We start from the raw sequence: 16,902 nt of genomic DNA, 5'->3' as shown, positions 1-16,902 counted from the left end.
AGTTAGAGGTACGCTAATGGCTGACGCGCCCGGCACCGAATCGCCAAATAAGGCCCCGACCACTGGTTCAACCAAAGGGTCGAAGACAGGCCCGGTGAAGCCTCCGGTGTTAGAGGGGACCGCCCGGCCTGCAGCCACTGTCTCTGAAAAGCCCGCTACTGCCGAGGCACCGACAGCAAAACCTGCGCCTCAACCGCAAAAGGAACCGCCTGTTCCTCCGGTGCCACCAATCCCGCCCAAAAGCGCCGCCGCAGCAGCTGCATCGCGCAGCAATCCAGTGATTGCAGGCATAGTCGGAGGTGTCATCGGTCTCGGCGCAGCCTATAGTCTCGCCGCGGCAGGTCTTTGGCCGCAACCTCCAGCAGCTCCGGTCCAGTCCGACAACCGAATCGCACAATTTGCGACCGCGGTTCCCCAGCTCCAGACGGCCACCGACGCTGTTCAAGCCGAATTGGCTGACATCAGCACACGTATCGCCTCGCTTGAACAGCAGCCCGCTTCAGTCGAAACTCCTGCCGTCGACCCCGCGCTCGAGCAAGAGGTTGCGGCGCTCGCCGCGCAGATAGAGAGCCTTAGTGTCCCCGGACCATCGAGCGGTGTTAGTGTTGAAGCTGTCGAGGATTTGAAATCGCAGCTGCAACTATTGCGCAGCGAATTTGCGGATGCCAGTTCCGCCCTTGAAGCGACCCAGAGCCAGCTGTCAGCAGTGGCCACAAGCGCACAAGCCAATACTTCCCGTACAGATCGGCTCGCTTTGAGCCTATCGTCGTTGGACTTTGCCTTCGCAAATGCCCGGCCTTATGCCCCTGAATTGTCCATAATACGCCAGGAAATGCCCTCAAGTGCCATTCCCGCGCCCATCGCCTCCAAGGCCGAAACGGGCTTGCCGCGACCGGGAGACGTGATGGCTAAACTCAACACTGTTTTGCCCGATATGCTGGCTGGCCAACCCTTGCCTGAGAATGCCAGCTGGCAAGATACGGCGGCCGGGTGGTTCCGTGGCGTGATTGCGCTGCGCCCTTCTGCACAGGCTCAGGGCGACAGCCCGGAGGCAGTGGTTGCGCGCCTAGAGGCTGCGACCCAACGTGCTGATTTTGATACAGCTTTCGCTGAGTTCTCCAAGCTTCCGCAGGCTATGCAATCAGCAGCAGGCGATCTTGGGACAGACCTTGAAACCCTAGCAATTGCCAATAGCTTCCTCGTTGACATCCGGGCTCAGGCCCTCAGTGCGGAGGCGGCGCAATGATCAGGCTTGCCTCGTGGATTATCGGCAGCCTTGTCATTGCAGGCATTGTAGCTTGGGTCATTGCTCTCCCCGGCACCATCAGCCTTGATATTGCTGGTTATCGCATGCAACCGCGCCTTGGTACGGCGGTGGCACTGCTGGTTTTGGCAACCATCATCATTATTGCCATTTGGGCGCTGGTCCGCCGCGTGATTGGGGCCCCTAAGGCCTTGAACCGTCGTCGTAATCGTAAGCGCCGCGAACAGGGCGTCGAAGCCCTATCGCAAGCCGTCATCGCTCTCCAATCCGGCGATCCGGCCCGTGCTCGCATCATGGCGCGCGAGGCCCAAGCTCGGCTGCCTGAAAATAGTGCTGCCAAACTTCTTGAGGCACGCGCCGATCTGGCAATGGGCGATATGTCTGCCGCACGCGAACATTATCGCGCCCTGATCGCCAACGAATCGACCGCAGTGGCTGCTTTGACCGGCTTATACGACCAGGCTCAGGCGCAAGGCCGCCCTGAGGCGGCCCTTGTTTTCGCTCAGAAAACCTTGACCTTAGCGCCGCACAGCGCGTGGGCCAACCAGGCCGTATTCGACAATTTTGTCGCCACGCGCCGATGGGCTGAAGCAGTTGCAATGGTCAATGTGGAGGTTGCCGGCAGTCGCGAGGAAAAGGCCCGTAAGCGCCGTCGACAAGCTGTGATTGAGTCAGCGCGGGCCAGGGAAATGGAAGTGTCCGAGCCAAACTCGGGCCTTGATCATGCCCTTACCGCCTTGAAACTTTTACCAGACTTCATACCCGCCGCTCTTATCGGCGCGCGCATTTACATCAATCGGGGCGAAAGCCGCAAAGCGCAAAGCCTGCTGCGTCGCACATGGCGAGCGACCGGTCATCCAGATGTGGCCATGCTGTATGCCAACTCCCAGCCCGGCGCTTCGGCTTTGGACCGCCTCAAGCGGATCGGCGAACTGATCGAGATACCGCCAACAAATTGTGCGGCTGCCATGGTCATGGCCCGGTCTGCCATAGACGCTTACGATTGGCCGCTTGCCCGCAAGTGCTTGGAAAACTTCCTTGATGACGACCTCACCCAGGGCGTCGCTAGCTTGATGGGTGAGATTGAGGAGGGGCAAAGCGGGGATCAGGGTAAAGCGCGTGAATGGTTCGCTCGCGCTGTTCGGGCCCCACGTGATCCAGCATGGACGGCAGATGGAATCATTAGCGACGAATGGGAGCCGGTTTCTCCGGTTACCGGGCGTCTCGATGCGTTCGAATGGAAAGTGCCAACCACCCAAACCGCGCGATCCACGGCGATTGAGAAGGGGACAGTGCAAACTATGTCTGAACTCCCGCCTCCGGAACGCGCCTTGCCTCTTGCAACCACTGAAAACGATCAGTAAAAGACCGAAATTCTGTCCGGTTCGCCCGACGGCGCCGCTTTAGCTCAGTTGGTAGAGCACATCATTCGTAATGATGGGGTCACGTGTTCGAGTCACGTAAGCGGCACCACTTTTCTTCCCTTACACAGCCTCGGCAATCTGCTTTAGCCGCCGCGCCTGCTTGGCCGACGGCGAAATGCTCACACGCGTGTCTCGCCCTTCAGCAAATAAGGCTCCGCGCTCTTCTGGCGTCGAATCAAAGAAGGGGAAGCGTTCGAACAGGGTCTTCGCCATGGTCGGTACGTGGCAGGCGTAAAGGCACACTGGAAACGTGAGTTCCCCCCAAAACCCCTCTCCTGCCAACTGCTTAGAATGAAAAACTCGCCGATAAAACGCCGAGTGTTCAGATCGCACGGAAGAGATGCAATAGGTGGCGCCAAAATGCATCGATGCCATCACAGCGGTTCTGAGGGTGAGATAGGGCAGCGCTGGAAACGCCAGCGTCGCATCATGGTCGGCTGTAAAGCGGCTCGGATCGACGTAGATTTGCCCCTTGCCGACGATATCACCCAAAATATCGGGCCAAATGGCAGCACTAGGGGATGTTGGGTTCTGGGGTGAGGCGATGTGTAGCCGAATGGAACTCACCAGCTTTTGGTCGATATAGACCCCGAAACAAAAGCAGTTGTCGGCCTCATCATACTGATCGCGCGTGATCTGTTGCGAGTTGATCGGGATAAAATTTTCCCGGCGATACGCTTCATACCGCAGGCGATAGACAGGATCGAATTGGTCGTCCGGCGAGACGCGTCGCACCTCTACACGATCTAAAAGGTCCAATAGCGTCGCCGCAAAACGAGATGGAACTTGTGGTTCGGACGCTGCACTCATCTTTAATCCCTAGCAATGAGAGGGTTTTAACCTTTCATTAGCTATAAGACTATGCAGATTTGCCTAGGTGTTCGGCCTAAGCAGTTGTCGCTCAGTGAAAAAGCAGCGTTAATATATTGGGTTAACGGGCGTTAACCATGGCATCAAATTGCTGGGTCTTGCGTGGTTTACCCGCGCAGTTCACGCGTGTGATCAGTTCTGCAATATCGCGTGGCGGAAGGGGGCGGGAGAAGAAATATCCCTGAACCTGCTGGACGCTTGTAATAGCAGTTAGCGTATTGAGTTGTGCCTCCGTTTCAACGCCCTCGGCAACAACCGTGAGGTTAAGGTCTCTCCCAAGGCGCGCGACATTGGCCAACAGCAGGCGAGCGCGATCGTTGTCTGCGATATCGCTAATAAAAGCGCGGTCGATTTTGAGCTTGGTGAAAGGCAGGGTGTGCAGATAGCTCAGGGAAGAATAGCCGGTCCCGAAGTCATCTAGCCCGATGGCAATCCCCATCGCGGCGAGTTCGTTCAACACCGTCTTGGCTAAATCACGCTCTTCGATCACGGCCGTTTCGGTCACCTCAATTTCAAGGCGATGCGCTGGCAGATTGTGTGTGCGCAGCGCGCAGGTGATCACCTTGGCAAGGTCAGTGCCACGGAAATCGCGGGCCGATACGTTTACGGCAACACTGATTTCGGCTGGCCAAGACGCGCATTCCCTGGCCGCCTGGTCCATGACCCATTCGGTAAGTTCTGAGATTAGCCCGGATTCTTCTGCCAGTGGGATGAAAACAGAGGGCGCAATGTTACCGAGCTGCGGATGCTCCCAGCGCGCAAGAGCTTCGCAGGACACAATCTTCCGGCTGGTAATGTCCACCTGTGGCTGGAACGCTAGGGACAACGTGCCTGTCTCGATCGCTGTCTTCAGGTCTGCTTTGAGGCGCTGACGATAGTGATAATCTCGGTCCATTTGGACATGGAAGACCCTGCTACACCCACGACCTGCGGCCTTGGCTGCATAGAGGGCGAGATCCGCTTTGGTCATCAGTTCCGTCAGTTCATCGGCGCTGTTTTCGCTGGTGGCAATGCCGATGCTCATTTGCACGGTTAAATGTAGCCCGGAGACCACAAAGGGATGCCGGAATTCTGCAAGCGTTGCAGCGACAGCGTTTGTAATATCCTCAAGATTGCTGTCGTGAGGCGACAGAGCCACGAACTCATCACCACCCAAGCGCCCCAGAATAGTGCCCGAAGGCAGGCTGGTACTGAGACGCTGCGCCACAGAACGCAGCAGATCGTCCCCTATGATGTGACCGTAGCTGTCATTGATGTGTTTAAATTCATCAATATCAAAGATCATCATCGCTGATGGGCGCAGCCCTGTCGACCGCAGCGCTAGCTCCGCTACCGCCAGTTCACTGAAGTGCTGGCGATTGGGCAAATTCGTCAGGCTGTCTTGGCGGGCCATGACGGAGATTCGTTCTTCAGCTGCAACACGATCGCTAATGTCTTCGAACAACAAGACGCAACGATCCTGCTTGTTGCTGATGGTGATCTCGTAATACCGGCCAGATTTGGCTGACAGTAGGACCTTTCCTGAAATTCTGCGGTTCACCATCTCGTTGAGCCGGTCGATCGCAGTGCGCGGAACCTGCCCGGCGCGCGACATATCGGCAAGTATGGCGGTGAACGGTCGGTTGGCGACGTAGTTGACCCCTAGGGTTTTGAGCGTCGCAGCGACATGGGCGTTCATCACCGTCAGAGTACCGTTCTCGTCCAGCATGCACAGGCCATGCTCGAGCGTGGTGATGGCGATGTCGAGTTCAGCTGCAAGTCGCGTCGCTTCCATGCGACCGTGAACAGCGGAGAGCAATATGTTTCGGATGTCTGACGCGAGTTTTCGAAAGCTGAACAGCATGACGAGCAACAGGCAGGACAAAACCACGTAAAAACTTTCCCCGTGCAGCGCGAGGCCCAGCGACATCGGTATGATGACCATAACCATCTGCACCGATACTAAACTGTCCAGTCCGAAGTTACGCGCGCAAATACCCACCATTGCTGCGATGGAAATGGAAACACTCGAAAGGGCAGCGAGGGTGTCGTCTACGAAAACCAAAGAGACAAGACACCAAAGGCCATAAACAAGGCCTAAGGAGCCCCCGAGCCAGACGGCACGGTTTTCCCAATGTTCGGCGGCTACGGGATCTGTGCCGTCTATCTGCGCTGACCAAAACGCCCGCGTGTCAAAATAGCGCGCAATTCCGATGACCAAAAAGGCAACCGCAACTAAGCACAAGGCTGGAGAACTAGTCTTGTAAGCGCCGATGCCGGACATCAGCACACTAGCCAACGTTCCCCCTAAAGTCGCTTTCTGATCTGTATAAACAGACCTGAGTACGGACACGTAGTCCATAACCGGCATGGTTTTGCGCGCAGAGTTCAACACGGACAGCACCCCTGAATATTGCGAGTGAACGCCCGGGCGCCTTAATATCTCCTTGCTGTTGTTAGGAATTTCGAATTAGGTGCGCTCAAATGCTGACTAGTGTAAATTGCTGGTTAAATTCTGACCTCTCGCCCAGGTGGGGACGACTTGAGTAAACTGACTGCTGAACAGATACAGACCCTTATCGGCGAGTTGCCGAATTGGTCGTGGAATGAAGACCTTAGCGCGATTACATGCTCGGTTCAGTTCCGTAATTTTTCTGAAGCCTTTGCCTTTATGGCGCGCGTTGCCCTGCTTGCCGAAAAGGCCGGGCACCACCCCGATTGGTCTAACAGCTATGGGCGTGTCGATATTGCGTTGACGACGCATGATGTCGGTGGGGTGAGCCAGAAGGATTTTGACTTGGCGGCTCGTATCGAAGCCTTGCTCCGATAATCAATGGAAATTGCGGCCTGTTGGCAGCGCTGCCCAAGCGCGCTTACGGGCCTGCTCGATTTCGCGCTGCGCGTTGCGGTCGCGGCTATGGCTGCCGGGTGGACCAGATTTTCCCTCGTCGGCGCGCGCTACGACAGCGTCGCCCATGTCGATGCCATTGGAAATATCGAGCAGGTGCGGGGTCAAATCCACTAACTGCTCGGCGATAATGTGAATAACCAAGCCCTCGCGCTGCACCTGCCCGCGCACAGCAAGCATGCGGCTTGAGAGTAGTGTTTTACGATTTGTGTCGTCGGCAAAGAGTTTTGGCCAAACGACGATATTGGCTGTGCCTGTTTCGTCTTCGAGCGTGACGAAGATGACCCCGCCCGCAGTGCCTGGGCGTTGCCGAACGAGCACGAGACCTGCCACTTCAATGCGGTGGCCCGGTGTAACTGTCTCCAAATTGGCAGCGCGTGTTGTGCCGCGTGTAATCAGCATGGGGCGCACAAACTGAACCGGGTGCCCTTTGAGCGAAAGGGATAGCGTGGCGTAATCGTGGATAACCTCTTCTCCGGGTGCCATAAGGGGGAGGTTGGGGGCTTCTTCCAAGACCGGCAAAGAGGGCGGTGGGGCAGAGGCGAAAAGCGGCAGGGTTTCAGCGCCATGTGTGCCGACGAGGCCCTTTACCGCCCAAAGTGCCTCACGACGGTTAAGCCCCATGGAGGCAAACGCATCGGCTTTGGCTAGTTTTTCTAGGCTGGCGACCGAAACGCCTGTGCGAAGCCAAAGGTCTTTTACCGAAGCATAGCCCGAACCGCGTCGAGCTATGATGCAGTTGACGTCTTTTTCGGCTAGGCCGTCGACAAAGCGCAAACCAAGGCGAATGGCTTTGGTCGAAAATATATCGCCTGCCATATTGGCATGTTTGGGCCAAAGGCGGGTGGCTGCCGGCGCGGTGCCATCTTCCATGACGCATTCAAGCTCAGACAGATTGATGTCTGCATCTAAAATCTCAACGCCATGCTCACGCGCATCGCGCACGATTTGGCTGGGTGCGTAAAAGCCCATGGGTTGGGAGTTGAGCAGGGCGCAGGCAAAGATGTCCGGGTAGTGGCATTTGAACCAGCACGAGGCGTAGACCAGTAGGGCAAAACTGGCGGCGTGGCTTTCAGGAAAACCATACTCGGCAAAGCCCTGAATTTGGGCGAAGCAGTTTTTAGCAAACTCGAGCGGATAGCCATTGGCGGCCATGCCTGCGAGAAACTCATCGCCAAATTGGGCGATCTGTCCGGTTCGACGCCAAGAGGCCATAGCGCGCCGCAATGAATCAGCTTTGCCGGGTGAAAAACCTGCGCCGACAATGGCAATTTGCATGGCCTGTTCTTGGAACAGGGGAATGCCTAGCGTGCGTTTCAGCACATCCTTCAACTGATCATTATAATAGACTGGTTTTTCCAATTCCTGACGGCGGCGCAAATAAGGATGGACCATGTCCCCTTGAATGGGGCCGGGGCGAACGATGGCGACCTCAATGACGAGGTCATAAAATTCTTTTGGGTTGAGGCGCGGCAACATCGACATTTGCGCCCGGCTTTCGATTTGAAAGACGCCAAGCGTATCCGCGCGCTGGATCATGTCGTAGACGCGGGCCTTATCCAGCGGGCCATCGCCGGTTTCCTCGGCATGAATATCAACGAGGGTGAGCCGCTTGTCATAATGGACATGCAAAAGCTCAAAGGCACGCCTGAGGCAGGAGAGCATGCCGAGGGCCAGAATATCGACCTTCAAAATGCCGAGCGCGGCGATGTCGTCTTTGTTCCATTCGATGATGACGCGGCTATCCATGGCGGTTTTGCCGATGGGGACCATGGTTTCAAGACTGTCGCGGGTGATGACAAAGCCGCCGACGTGTTGAGAGAGGTGGCGAGGAAAACCGCGGAGCACTTTCACCACTTCGAACATCTGGGAAAGAACCGGGTCGTCCGGGTTGAGGCCAATGGCCTTCACCTTTTCTAACTCGACAGCTGAGCCAAAGCCCCAATGAAGCTGGTTGAAGGCATTGACCGTGTCTTCGGAAACGCCAAAGACTTTTGCGGTTTCACGGATGGCGCTTTTAGAGCGATAAGTAATGACATTGGCGGTTAGGCCTGTGCGGCGACCACCATATTTTTCATAGACATATCTCATCACCTCTTCGCGCCGTTCGTGCTCGAAATCGACGTCGATATCGGGCGGTTCATCGCGTTCGGTGGAAATAAAGCGACCAAAGACGAGGTTGCCGGTAACGGGATTGACCTCGGTGATATGGAGACAAAAACACACGGCAGAGTTGGCCGCTGAGCCGCGCCCCTGGCAAAGGATTTTTCGCTCGTAGCGGGCGAAGCGCACGATGTCATGGACGGTGAGAAAATAGGCGGCGTAGTGCTTATAGGCGATGAGGCAGAGCTCATTCCAAATCATCGCCTTGACGGTATTGGGAATGCCTTCCGGGAAGCGCCGTGCCGCACCCTCCCATGTGAGGCGCTCTAGCGTTTGTTGAGCAGTTTCACCATTGCCGATGGTCTCTTCGGGATAGTTGTATTTGAGTTGATCGAGGGTGAAGCCAATCCGCGCCATGATGGCTTGGGTCTGGGCTATGGCGTCAGGGTGTTCGGCAAAAAGACGTTCCATCTCAAAAGGGAGTTTGAGATGGCGTTCTGCATTTTTGGTCAGCAGCCACCCGGCGTCATGCAGGCTTGTGTGCTCACGAATGCAGGTGACAACATCGGCGACAATGCGCCGATCTGGCTCGTGATAATAAACATCGTTACTCGCGAGCATTCTGGCCCTATGACGACGCGCGGAGATGTCGACACGGTTGAGGCGTGCACGGTCATGACCGTCAAAGCGGGGCACGCCAGCGACCCAAACGTTTTGTGTTCCGCCAAATCGCGTCAGCGCAGCAAGGGTTTGCTCGGTGCGCCTCCAATCGCGCTCATCGGGCATGAGAATAAAGAGTTGCCCCTCGACAAAGCTTTCTTGCGGGCCGTGTTCTTTGGGTGAGGCTGGGTCTCCATTGCCGAAGAGATCGGAAAGGAGAAGTGAGGGGGATCCCTTTTCGCCGCGCTGATTGGCAAGGGTGAGGAGCTTACAGAGCCGTCCATAGGCCGGTCGATCAGTGGGGTAAGCGATAATATCGGGCGTGCCATCGTCAAAGCATAGGCGAACGCCGACGAGATAACGGAAGCTCTTGAACCTTTCGGCATGATGTTTGACGGTGGTGAAGGCGCGCACAACCCCAGCAAAACTATTACGGTCGCAAAGCCCCATGCCATTCAGACCCAATTGCATGGCTGCGGACACAAGCTCCTCGGGGTGAGACGCGCCCCGTAGAAATGAGAAATTGCTGGTGGTGATGAGCTCGGCAAAAGGCGAAGTTTTTGGTCGTGCGCTAGGTGGGCGCTCTCGCGTGGGAAGGCGGATAATTTCGGTCATGCAAAGAGCCCATGGAGATACCAAGTGGGATGGGTGTGCCCGCCATAAAAGCCCTGCCGGAACACCCAAAAACGGCGTCCTACTTCGTCTTCGACACTGTAGTAATCACGCGTTGCGTCGTCTGGGACGAAGAGAGGCAAGGGTGATAAATAGGGCAGTGCCAGTTGCGCCTCACCCTCTGCTGGCTCTTTAGGCTGTGTCTCTGGGGCAAGCTGCAAGCGCTCGGGCGCGCGCCACCATTCAGCGCCCAAGCGCTCGGGGCCAGCTCCTTTAACGAGGCGATAGTGCAGGCGACGCCAAACCATCAAGGCGGGTAGGCCATCAGGAACTTCGGCGCTAATGTCGATGCGTTCGGGTGAGGGCAGGAGACGCAATGGGCGCGTCATCTCTGGCCAATGATCTGGCCTGTCGAATGTTTGGCACGCTTGCACAGGCACAAGACGCGCGGCGCGCTCGGGCATGTGTGAAGGCAAAAGCTGGGTGCGGACGACAGAAAGCACGCCGAGCCGGCTGGCGAGCCGATCGTTAAGCTGGTCGAGATCTTGCGTGCCATCTTCTAGGCTGAAGGCGGAGGCCTGCGCTTCGCCCAAATCATCCAAAGAACTGGCCGAAAGGCGCACCATATCAATGCCAAAGCCCGGGTCGTATTCGGCAGATAGCCGCTCGGCACGATGAACGAACAGCTGGCTGATGTGATGAGCGTCGCGGGTTACGCGCGCTGAGTTCACCGAAAGCGTCATGACCTTATGATCGACGCGATAAAGAAAAAGGTGAAAGCTTTGCGCGCCTTGTCCTTGTTTTTCCAATTGATGTGAGAGGGTGATCGCGAGGTCTTTGGTGGTGGCCAAAACATCGTCGAGGAGCGCTATGGGATCGGCAAAGCGGCGTTCGGCAAATTGTTCGGTTTGCGGGAGGCGCGGGTTCATCCGCTCAAGCACGTGCCCATAAGCCTGATCGAGACGCAAAATCAGGCTTTGGCCGAACCGGGCTTGCAAGGGCTTGCGCGGACGTGTGCGCAGTTCACCAATGGTTTTAAGGCCCATTTGGGCAAGTGTGGCGAGTTGCTTTTGATCCAGGCGCAATGCGGCGACAGGCAGGGTATCGAGAACGTTGTCGAGAGTGTCAGGGGAGACGATTTGACTGCGCGCATAATGGCTCACCCCCCAAGCGGCCCCAATGGTTGGGGCTATCGAGCCTGCCACGGTGTAGCCAAGAGCGCGAAGGCGTGTAAGCAGTGTTCGCAACATATTCGGCTCGCCACCGAAGAGGTGATCGACGCCGGTTGTGTCCATAACGAGATCGCCGAACTTAGACGGGTCCTGCATAACGGCGACAAGCGGACTAGCATTGGAATGCCAGTCGGCAAAATCGGCGAAGCCAGCCTCAAACCAATCGCGATCCATCTCCCGCACGATGAGAGTAGGAACCAGAGCCCGGGCATCGGCCAAGGTTTGACCTTGGCGAATACCCAGTTGTGACGCTTCCCTATCTAGCGCTGCAATCCGAAGGCCTCCCTGTACGCGTTCATAAAGCGCCAAAGGGCCGGTGAGGGTGGGTTCAGCTCGCTTGAGATAATCGGTTGCCCAGCTTGGTAGGTAGAGGACGAGGAAGCGGCGTATTCGTGCGGATCCGATCATTGGGGCCGCGTCGCGGTGTAAAACTGGTGAATCCATTTTCCGTCCATCCCAGCACCCATTCTGCGTGCTGCTTGATGAGGGAGCCTCGCTCGAGCTTGACCGTCCAACGTGCAGGGCCAGGAGCGTGATCGTCAAAAGGTTTGCGGCCACTGGTGATAGGTGCCAACTGCCAGCGCAATTGCGCCGCGCTTGCTTCGCGCGTTTTGCCGTAACGCAAGAGAAAAAGGCTGGCCCCTGATTGGGCCGAGCGCAGGCTCAAGCGGCGGCTTGCGGTAAAATCGAGATGCTTTGAGGGTTTTGCGACATCAGCGATGACAGCGGCAATAGCCTTGCAGTTAAGTGCTTCTTCACAGGCCCAGAGCAGCTCGGTGATATTGGCTACGCGCACCAAGACAATGGCCGCGGGGTCTATGCCGAAGCTGATCAGGCCTGGGCCATAAGGCATGCCCATGTCTTGCGCTTGGTTGATGAGCTGGACATAGAGAATGCCCATGCGTCGACCCGCTAAAAGACCACGTGTTTGTGCCAAGGCAAAGCCAAGGCTGACGCTGGAATGGCGCGTGTCATCGGTAAAAACTTCCTGTACTAAGCCTCCGGCAAAGCGCGGAAATCTCGTGCTTACTGTGTCGGCGTCAACGCGATGGCGCGCCTCCGCCAAGGCGGGTTTGCGCTCAATATCGGCAATGACGTCACGCAGCGCGGCAAGGCGCTGGTGTCGATTTGGGGCCTGCATAGGTCACCGCTGATGTGAACATAACGAGAACAAAATGACTCTAAATCCACGAAGAGTCGAGTCCATTTTCTTGCTCTGCAGTGTGACGCAGCTGCATCAATAGGGAGCTAGAGCGCAACAAAGGCCTTGGAAGGCTTTGTGTTTGTGCCCCTTACGGCTAAGTTTTCCTCAGCCCCGTCTTTCTTCTTACGAGTAATATATGTTTGAGGCCCTGACCCGACTGTTCTCCAAGCCCCAGTCGCAAACCGATCTTCTCGATCCACAAGTTGCTGTCGCAGCACTGCTTGTGCATTTGGCCGCCGTTGATGGTGCCGTGAAGGATGATGAGAAAAAAGCGATCCGCGAGGTGCTGGGCGACTATTACAGCCTCAACGAGGCCAGCGTAGAAAAGTTGGTTCAGGAAGCGTCTCGCCGCGATGCGGAGTCGGTGGATTTTTACAAGTTTACCAGTGGCATCACCCATCTGCCGATGGATGACCGTATCGAGATTATTCGTATGATGTGGACCGTAGTGTTCGCTGACAGCAAAAATCATGAGCTGGAGGACAATTTGGTCTGGCGTATCGCCGAATTGATCGGTGTCTCCAGCCGTGATCGTACAATTTTGCGCAATCAGGTTCGGCAATTGTCCTCATCTGACGAGTGAAATTATCAAAGACTGATCCAGATCAAAGCGGCCCGGGTGTTTTTGCGCCAAGATATCGGCATGCACATACGGAGGCAGTGACATGTTTAAATCGATTCTGATCGCGACGGATGGATCCGAGCTTGCCAACAAGGCTTTGTCGGCTGCATTGGAGCTCGCCAAGCTTAACGGCGCCAGCGTAATTGCGCTGACCTCTACCGATCCAATTGTGTCGGCATTGGGTGGCGGTAGTTTCGGTGCGATTGATGCAGGGTCGATCTTGTCGGAGCTTGAGGAGAGCTATGCCAAGCATGCGAAAACCATTTTGGCTCAAGCTCGCGACATTGCGCAGGCCCAAGGGGTAAATATCGAAACGCGCTATCTGGCAGAGCACCGTCCGGCTGACGCAATCCTTGAAGCCGCTGAGAAAATCGGCTGTGACACCATTGTTATGGGTTCGCATGGTCGGCGTGGTTTTCAGCGTATGCTCCTCGGCAGTCAGGCGGCAGAGGTGCTTGCGCGATCGACCATCCCCGTACTTGTCATTAAATAGGGAACGGTCTGCGTCCGTTTGCGTCTTGCCTTTTGGTCGGTTTTGCGGGCAGAAGCTGCCCAATATTCCGTCATCAAATTGAACGGCAAGGTTACGACCATGAATATCGACGCGATCCCGACCGGCAAGAACCCGCCCGAAGAGCTCAATGTCATCATTGAAGTTCCTCTTGGGGGCGAGCCGATCAAGTATGAGATCGACAAGGACAGCGGTGCTCTCTTTGTTGATCGTTTCCTCTATACGCCAATGCGTTATCCGGGGAACTACGGCTTCGTTCCACACACTTTGTGCGGCGACGGCGATCCGCTGGATGTGATCGTAATGAATTCTCGTCCGCTTGTACCGGGTGCAGTGGTGCGCTCGCGCCCGGTTGGCGTGCTGTTTATGGAAGACGACGGCGGCCAGGATGAGAAAATCATTGCTGTGCCGGTGTCCAAGTTGACCCGCATGTATGACAATATCTTGGATATTGGTGACATGCCGGAAATCCAGCTCGAGCGCGTCAAGCACTTCTTCACCCACTACAAGGATCTTGAACCAGGCAAGTGGGCCAAGATCAATGGCATCGGTGGTATTGAGGACGCCCGCAAGGTGATCCTAGATTCGATCGCGATGGCGAAGAAATAACCAACCAAATTGCAGCTCCGGCGTTGTGGGTTAAAGCCGACAACGCCGGAGCTGTTTTTATGAGAATTTTCGCCGTTCTGGCTGCTACCATATTTATGCTCTCATCTGTGATGGGACAGGAGGCAGCTATGCCCTCGGATGGCGACGTCGCGCAGATCCTTGGCGATCGTATCGGTCGCGATCAGGCCAATGTCGGCATAGCCGTTGCGATCGTGGAAGATGGTGAGACGCGTTTTGTTTCTCATGGCACCATCTCGCTGGATGATCCCACTCCGGTCGACCAAAAGACCTTGTTTGAGGCGGGGTCAATTACCAAAACCTTTAGCAGTCTCTTGCTGGCGCAACTCGCGCTCAATGGTGTGATGGATGTTGATGCACCCATAAGCACCTACCTGCCGGAGGGCACTCAACTGCCTGAGAGCGAGCAGCCTATCACGGCGTTTACTCTCGCCACGCATACAGCTGGGCTTACCGGCCTGCCGCAAAGCATCACAGACAAAGGCCTCGATGATCCTTACCGGGATACATCGCGTGAGGATTTGTTTGCATGGTTAGCTGGCCTGACGCTGGCGCGCCCAGTGGGCGAGGCATTTGAGTATTCTAATGCAGGCGCCGCCTTGCTCGGTATCGCGATGGAAGAAGCCAGCGGGGTGTCTTACAGCGAGCTGATGCGAACGCTCATTTTTGAGCCTCTCGAAATGTCGTCTAGCCGCATACAGCTCACCGGGGAAACCATCGAAGGTATGGCGACAGGCTATGACTCTGCCCGGGAGCCTGCGGCCAATTGGAAATTTGATGCTTTCGCACCCGCGGGGGCTCTCGTGACCAATGCGGAAGATCTGGCAAAATTTATCGCTGCCGCCAGCGGCAATAGCGACACATCTTTAAAACCGGCGTTTGAAAAAATGCTGGAGCGACCCGGAGAGATCAGCCAAGGACAATCCATTGCCATGGGTTGGTTCATCACTGATTTAGGGCAGGGCGACATCATCTGGCATAATGGTGGTACCGGCGGATTCCGCAGCTTTGTTGGATATGACAAGCTCAGTGGAAACGGCGTCGTCGTTTTATCCAATATGGCAACATTAGCCGGTATCGACGACATTGGGATGCATTTGCTCAATCCATCGTTGCCTCTACGCGAACAGCCAAAGTTGCGTACGGAAATCGAGATCGATCCGTCTGTGTTGCCTATGTATGTAGGGACCTATCAGCTCACCCCGGATGTTGCCTTCACCATCACCCAAAGCGCAGGACGACTTTACGCCCAACTCACCGGGCAGGATCAGTTCGAAGTGTTTCCTGAAGCAGAGCATGAATTTTTTTATAAGGTCGTCGACGCCCAGTTGAGTTTTGAGATTGTCGATGGAGCGGCGGTTGCCCTGACGCTCCATCAAAATGGCGTTGATCAGAGGGCCGAAAAGAAAACCTAATGGGGCCGCATTCGCGCCAGCAGATTATCCTTGATGACGAGCTGGTGCCAAAGCGCGGCACCGATATGGCCGATGACCAGCAACAACAATATCTTGCTGAAGATCGTATGGGCTCCAAACGGCGGTAAGGTCGAAAAGCGAGGAAGTGCGCCGCCTGAAAACACAGCTGATCCCGCGCCACTCAAAAGTAGCATGGCGACGCCACTACCGACCATGACCACGATCGCGCCATAGAGCAGCAAGTGTACCGCTTTAGCCGCTCGTTCTTGCCCTGCAGTCATGCCGACGTGTGGAGCTGGATGTTTGTCAAAAAATATCCACCAAGCGGCACGGACGAGAGTTAGAACACCAAGTAATAAGCCCAAGCTGACGTGAAACGGTAGGATCGGCGAGACCTGTGATTGTGGTGCCCAGTCTAAAGCTTGGCCGCTAGCCAGCATTAAAATGACTATCAATGCTGAGATCCAGTGGAGCAACGCAGCTGTGCGGCCATAACGGTCAGAAGAACTCTTCATCGGCGTCACATTCTCGGTTTTGACGTTAGTGACTAAGTGAATATAGTTAGCCTACTATATATATTGCGATCCCCGTGTAAATGGCACTGCTCAAGACTACCTCCGTTGGCTATACGACCAATCACGCTGCCCGTTTGCTGATCCGCTTATTGGAGCGGGAGCTTACGCCGCTGGGCCTGAGTCCGGCCTATATGCCGGTTCTTCTGGCGCTGCAGCACCGCGCGCACTCGCAGAAAGCACTCGCTGAAGCGGCGCAGGTCGAGCAGCCCACGATGACCGCAACGCTGACCAGAATGGAACGTGATGGCTGGATTGATCGCCACAAAAATCCGGAAGATGGTCGGAGCGTCTTGGCCTCACTGACGCCTAAGGCACTTGCAGCACTGCCCAAAGTGGAGGCCGCTGTCGCTCGCCTCAATGCAATTGCCTTATCAAACCTAGATGAAAAAGAGACGCATCAGCTCTTTGCGCTCTTAAACAAGGTGATATCGTCGCTCGATCGGTCTCTGTGATGTGTGACATGACGATCTCAACGCCCTACGACGGTTCATCCAAGCTTTTTCAGATAGGCACCAAACCAATCAGCCCCGACCATTGGTTGGAGCCTGACATGTGTCTAGCGCCGCATCTCAGGGAAAAAGACAGGCTGCTGACGGGGTACCGCCCCGCTGTCTATGCCGAACAAGTCGAAAGCTATGAAGCACAGCAGGAACTCCTTTCGCTTCTAACCCAATACCTGCCTGAAGCGCATCCGGGCGCCTACCAGCGTCACGTCGATGGCCTAGCCATATCGGCGATCAACGAGGTCCGTCCGATAACTGGGAAGGACAGTCCGCTGTTGACCGCCGCGCGCCTCGTGCAAGACGATCTGCTGATCCTGCAGCGCGACACCGAAGCTTGGCGCCTCACGGCAGCCTGCCTCTGTTTCCCATCACCTGGCTGTTAGCGGAGAAGAT

Annotated in this window: 16 protein-coding genes and 1 tRNA gene (1 of these 17 only partly in view); 11 read left to right on the top strand and 6 right to left on the bottom strand. The window is 56.0% G+C overall.

The features are described 5' to 3' along the window. The first annotated feature begins 16 nt into the window (after positions 1 to 16). The 3 genes from H4N61_RS17090 (at position 17) to H4N61_RS17080 (ending at position 2,737) form a co-directional block, all read left to right on the top strand. The gene (locus H4N61_RS17090; RefSeq protein ID WP_169194491.1) at positions 17 to 1,246 is read left to right on the top strand and encodes a hypothetical protein; all 1,230 of its coding nucleotides are present in this window, start codon (positions 17 to 19) and stop codon (positions 1,244 to 1,246) included. Beyond that, positions 1,243 to 2,628 carry a heme biosynthesis HemY N-terminal domain-containing protein gene (locus H4N61_RS17085; RefSeq protein WP_182394545.1) on the top strand — a complete coding sequence of 462 codons (1,386 nt, stop codon included), beginning with the start codon at positions 1,243 to 1,245 and terminating at the stop codon, positions 2,626 to 2,628. Before H4N61_RS17090 ends, H4N61_RS17085 begins: the two co-directional genes overlap by 4 nt. 33 nt (positions 2,629 to 2,661) lie before the next feature. Then, positions 2,662 to 2,737: transfer RNA gene (locus H4N61_RS17080), tRNA-Thr, on the top strand. 11 nt (positions 2,738 to 2,748) lie between these two features. Here the strand turns inward: H4N61_RS17080 and H4N61_RS17075 are convergent. Together H4N61_RS17075 and H4N61_RS17070 are read right to left on the bottom strand one after the other, a co-directional pair. Continuing rightward, positions 2,749 to 3,498, bottom strand: coding sequence for a hypothetical protein (locus H4N61_RS17075; protein ID WP_169194493.1), 750 nt, complete (start codon positions 3,496 to 3,498; stop codon positions 2,749 to 2,751). 121 nt (positions 3,499 to 3,619) lie between these two features. Then, on the bottom strand, positions 3,620 to 5,827 hold the full coding sequence (locus H4N61_RS17070; RefSeq protein ID WP_248306618.1) for an EAL domain-containing protein: 2,208 nt from the start codon (positions 5,825 to 5,827) through the stop codon (positions 3,620 to 3,622). A 252-nt stretch (positions 5,828 to 6,079) separates the two neighbouring features. On the opposite strand from H4N61_RS17070, the gene H4N61_RS17065 reads away from it, so the two are divergent. Beyond that, positions 6,080 to 6,367, top strand: coding sequence for a 4a-hydroxytetrahydrobiopterin dehydratase (locus H4N61_RS17065; protein ID WP_182394543.1), 288 nt, complete (start codon positions 6,080 to 6,082; stop codon positions 6,365 to 6,367). Here H4N61_RS17065 and H4N61_RS17060 read toward each other — a convergent pair whose 3' ends face one another. From H4N61_RS17060 to H4N61_RS17050, 3 genes are read right to left on the bottom strand one after another with little or no spacing between them, the layout of a single operon-like run. Beyond that, complete coding sequence (locus H4N61_RS17060; RefSeq protein WP_182394542.1) at positions 6,368 to 9,823, bottom strand: error-prone DNA polymerase; 3,456 nt, start codon at positions 9,821 to 9,823, stop codon at positions 6,368 to 6,370. Beyond that, entirely contained in the window at positions 9,820 to 11,460 is a 1,641-nt protein-coding gene (locus H4N61_RS17055) for a DNA polymerase Y family protein (protein ID WP_182394541.1), read from the bottom strand. Before H4N61_RS17055 ends, H4N61_RS17060 begins: the two co-directional genes overlap by 4 nt. Further along, a complete protein-coding gene (locus H4N61_RS17050) occupies positions 11,381 to 12,193 on the bottom strand; it encodes a hypothetical protein (protein ID WP_169194498.1) in 813 nt (270 codons plus the stop codon). Before H4N61_RS17050 ends, H4N61_RS17055 begins: the two co-directional genes overlap by 80 nt. A 199-nt stretch (positions 12,194 to 12,392) precedes the next feature. Between H4N61_RS17050 and H4N61_RS17045 the strand changes: the two genes are divergently transcribed. The 4 genes from H4N61_RS17045 (at position 12,393) to H4N61_RS17030 (ending at position 15,431) form a co-directional block, all read left to right on the top strand. Continuing rightward, a complete protein-coding gene (locus H4N61_RS17045) occupies positions 12,393 to 12,839 on the top strand; it encodes a TerB family tellurite resistance protein (RefSeq protein WP_169194499.1) in 447 nt (148 codons plus the stop codon). Positions 12,840 to 12,921: 82 nt separating this feature from the next. After that, on the top strand, positions 12,922 to 13,371 hold the full coding sequence (locus H4N61_RS17040; RefSeq protein WP_182394540.1) for a universal stress protein: 450 nt from the start codon (positions 12,922 to 12,924) through the stop codon (positions 13,369 to 13,371). A 99-nt stretch (positions 13,372 to 13,470) separates the two neighbouring features. Further along, positions 13,471 to 13,998 carry an inorganic diphosphatase gene (gene ppa / locus H4N61_RS17035; RefSeq protein WP_169194524.1) on the top strand — a complete coding sequence of 176 codons (528 nt, stop codon included), beginning with the start codon at positions 13,471 to 13,473 and terminating at the stop codon, positions 13,996 to 13,998. Positions 13,999 to 14,057: 59 nt separating this feature from the next. Next, positions 14,058 to 15,431: a serine hydrolase gene (locus H4N61_RS17030; protein WP_182394539.1), complete on the top strand. Its 1,374-nt coding sequence runs from the start codon at positions 14,058 to 14,060 to the stop codon at positions 15,429 to 15,431. On the opposite strand, the gene H4N61_RS17025 is transcribed toward H4N61_RS17030, so the two are convergent. Further along, on the bottom strand, positions 15,428 to 15,946 hold the full coding sequence (locus H4N61_RS17025) for a cytochrome b/b6 domain-containing protein (protein WP_169194502.1): 519 nt from the start codon (positions 15,944 to 15,946) through the stop codon (positions 15,428 to 15,430). The genes H4N61_RS17030 and H4N61_RS17025 overlap by 4 nt on opposite strands. A gap of 80 nt (positions 15,947 to 16,026) precedes the next feature. Between H4N61_RS17025 and H4N61_RS17020 the strand changes: the two genes are divergently transcribed. The 3 genes in view from H4N61_RS17020 to H4N61_RS18270 are tightly spaced (each overlapping or abutting the next) and all read left to right on the top strand, a layout consistent with a single transcriptional unit that may run on beyond the window. Continuing rightward, entirely contained in the window at positions 16,027 to 16,458 is a 432-nt protein-coding gene (locus H4N61_RS17020; protein ID WP_169194503.1) for a MarR family transcriptional regulator, read from the top strand. After that, positions 16,458 to 16,892: a heme-dependent oxidative N-demethylase subunit alpha family protein gene (locus H4N61_RS18275; RefSeq protein ID WP_349236468.1), complete on the top strand. Its 435-nt coding sequence runs from the start codon at positions 16,458 to 16,460 to the stop codon at positions 16,890 to 16,892. Before H4N61_RS17020 ends, H4N61_RS18275 begins: the two co-directional genes overlap by 1 nt. Next, positions 16,844 to 16,902 carry the start of a heme-dependent oxidative N-demethylase subunit alpha family protein gene (locus H4N61_RS18270; RefSeq protein WP_199368590.1) on the top strand. The gene runs 457 nt beyond the window's last position, so only the first 59 of its 516 coding nucleotides appear in the window; the start codon lies at positions 16,844 to 16,846; its stop codon lies beyond the right edge, outside the window. The genes H4N61_RS18275 and H4N61_RS18270 overlap by 49 nt, the downstream gene beginning before the upstream one ends.

The sequence above is a fragment of the Devosia sp. MC521 genome, from assembly GCF_014127105.1.
In the GTDB taxonomy this organism is placed as follows: domain Bacteria; phylum Pseudomonadota; class Alphaproteobacteria; order Rhizobiales; family Devosiaceae; genus Devosia.
This window is presented reverse-complemented; position numbering and strand designations above follow the sequence as displayed.

Excerpts from the sequence above, each read along its gene's own strand:
- H4N61_RS17090 (WP_169194491.1), top strand. The coding sequence starts at position 17 with ATGGCTGACGCGCCCGGCACCGAATCGCCAAATAAGGCCCCGACCACT.
- H4N61_RS17060 (WP_182394542.1), bottom strand. The coding sequence starts at position 9,823 with ATGACCGAAATTATCCGCCTTCCCACGCGAGAGCGCCCACCTAGCGCA.
- H4N61_RS17020 (WP_169194503.1), top strand. The coding sequence starts at position 16,027 with ATGGCACTGCTCAAGACTACCTCCGTTGGCTATACGACCAATCACGCT.
- H4N61_RS17030 (WP_182394539.1), top strand. The coding sequence starts at position 14,058 with ATGAGAATTTTCGCCGTTCTGGCTGCTACCATATTTATGCTCTCATCT.
- H4N61_RS17025 (WP_169194502.1), bottom strand. The coding sequence starts at position 15,946 with ATGAAGAGTTCTTCTGACCGTTATGGCCGCACAGCTGCGTTGCTCCAC.
- H4N61_RS17045 (WP_169194499.1), top strand. The coding sequence starts at position 12,393 with ATGTTTGAGGCCCTGACCCGACTGTTCTCCAAGCCCCAGTCGCAAACC.
- H4N61_RS17040 (WP_182394540.1), top strand. The coding sequence starts at position 12,922 with ATGTTTAAATCGATTCTGATCGCGACGGATGGATCCGAGCTTGCCAAC.
- ppa (WP_169194524.1), top strand. The coding sequence starts at position 13,471 with ATGAATATCGACGCGATCCCGACCGGCAAGAACCCGCCCGAAGAGCTC.
- H4N61_RS17055 (WP_182394541.1), bottom strand. The coding sequence starts at position 11,460 with ATGATCGGATCCGCACGAATACGCCGCTTCCTCGTCCTCTACCTACCA.
- H4N61_RS17085 (WP_182394545.1), top strand. The coding sequence starts at position 1,243 with ATGATCAGGCTTGCCTCGTGGATTATCGGCAGCCTTGTCATTGCAGGC.
- H4N61_RS17050 (WP_169194498.1), bottom strand. The coding sequence starts at position 12,193 with ATGCAGGCCCCAAATCGACACCAGCGCCTTGCCGCGCTGCGTGACGTC.
- H4N61_RS18275 (WP_349236468.1), top strand. The coding sequence starts at position 16,458 with ATGTGTGACATGACGATCTCAACGCCCTACGACGGTTCATCCAAGCTT.
- H4N61_RS17075 (WP_169194493.1), bottom strand. The coding sequence starts at position 3,498 with ATGAGTGCAGCGTCCGAACCACAAGTTCCATCTCGTTTTGCGGCGACG.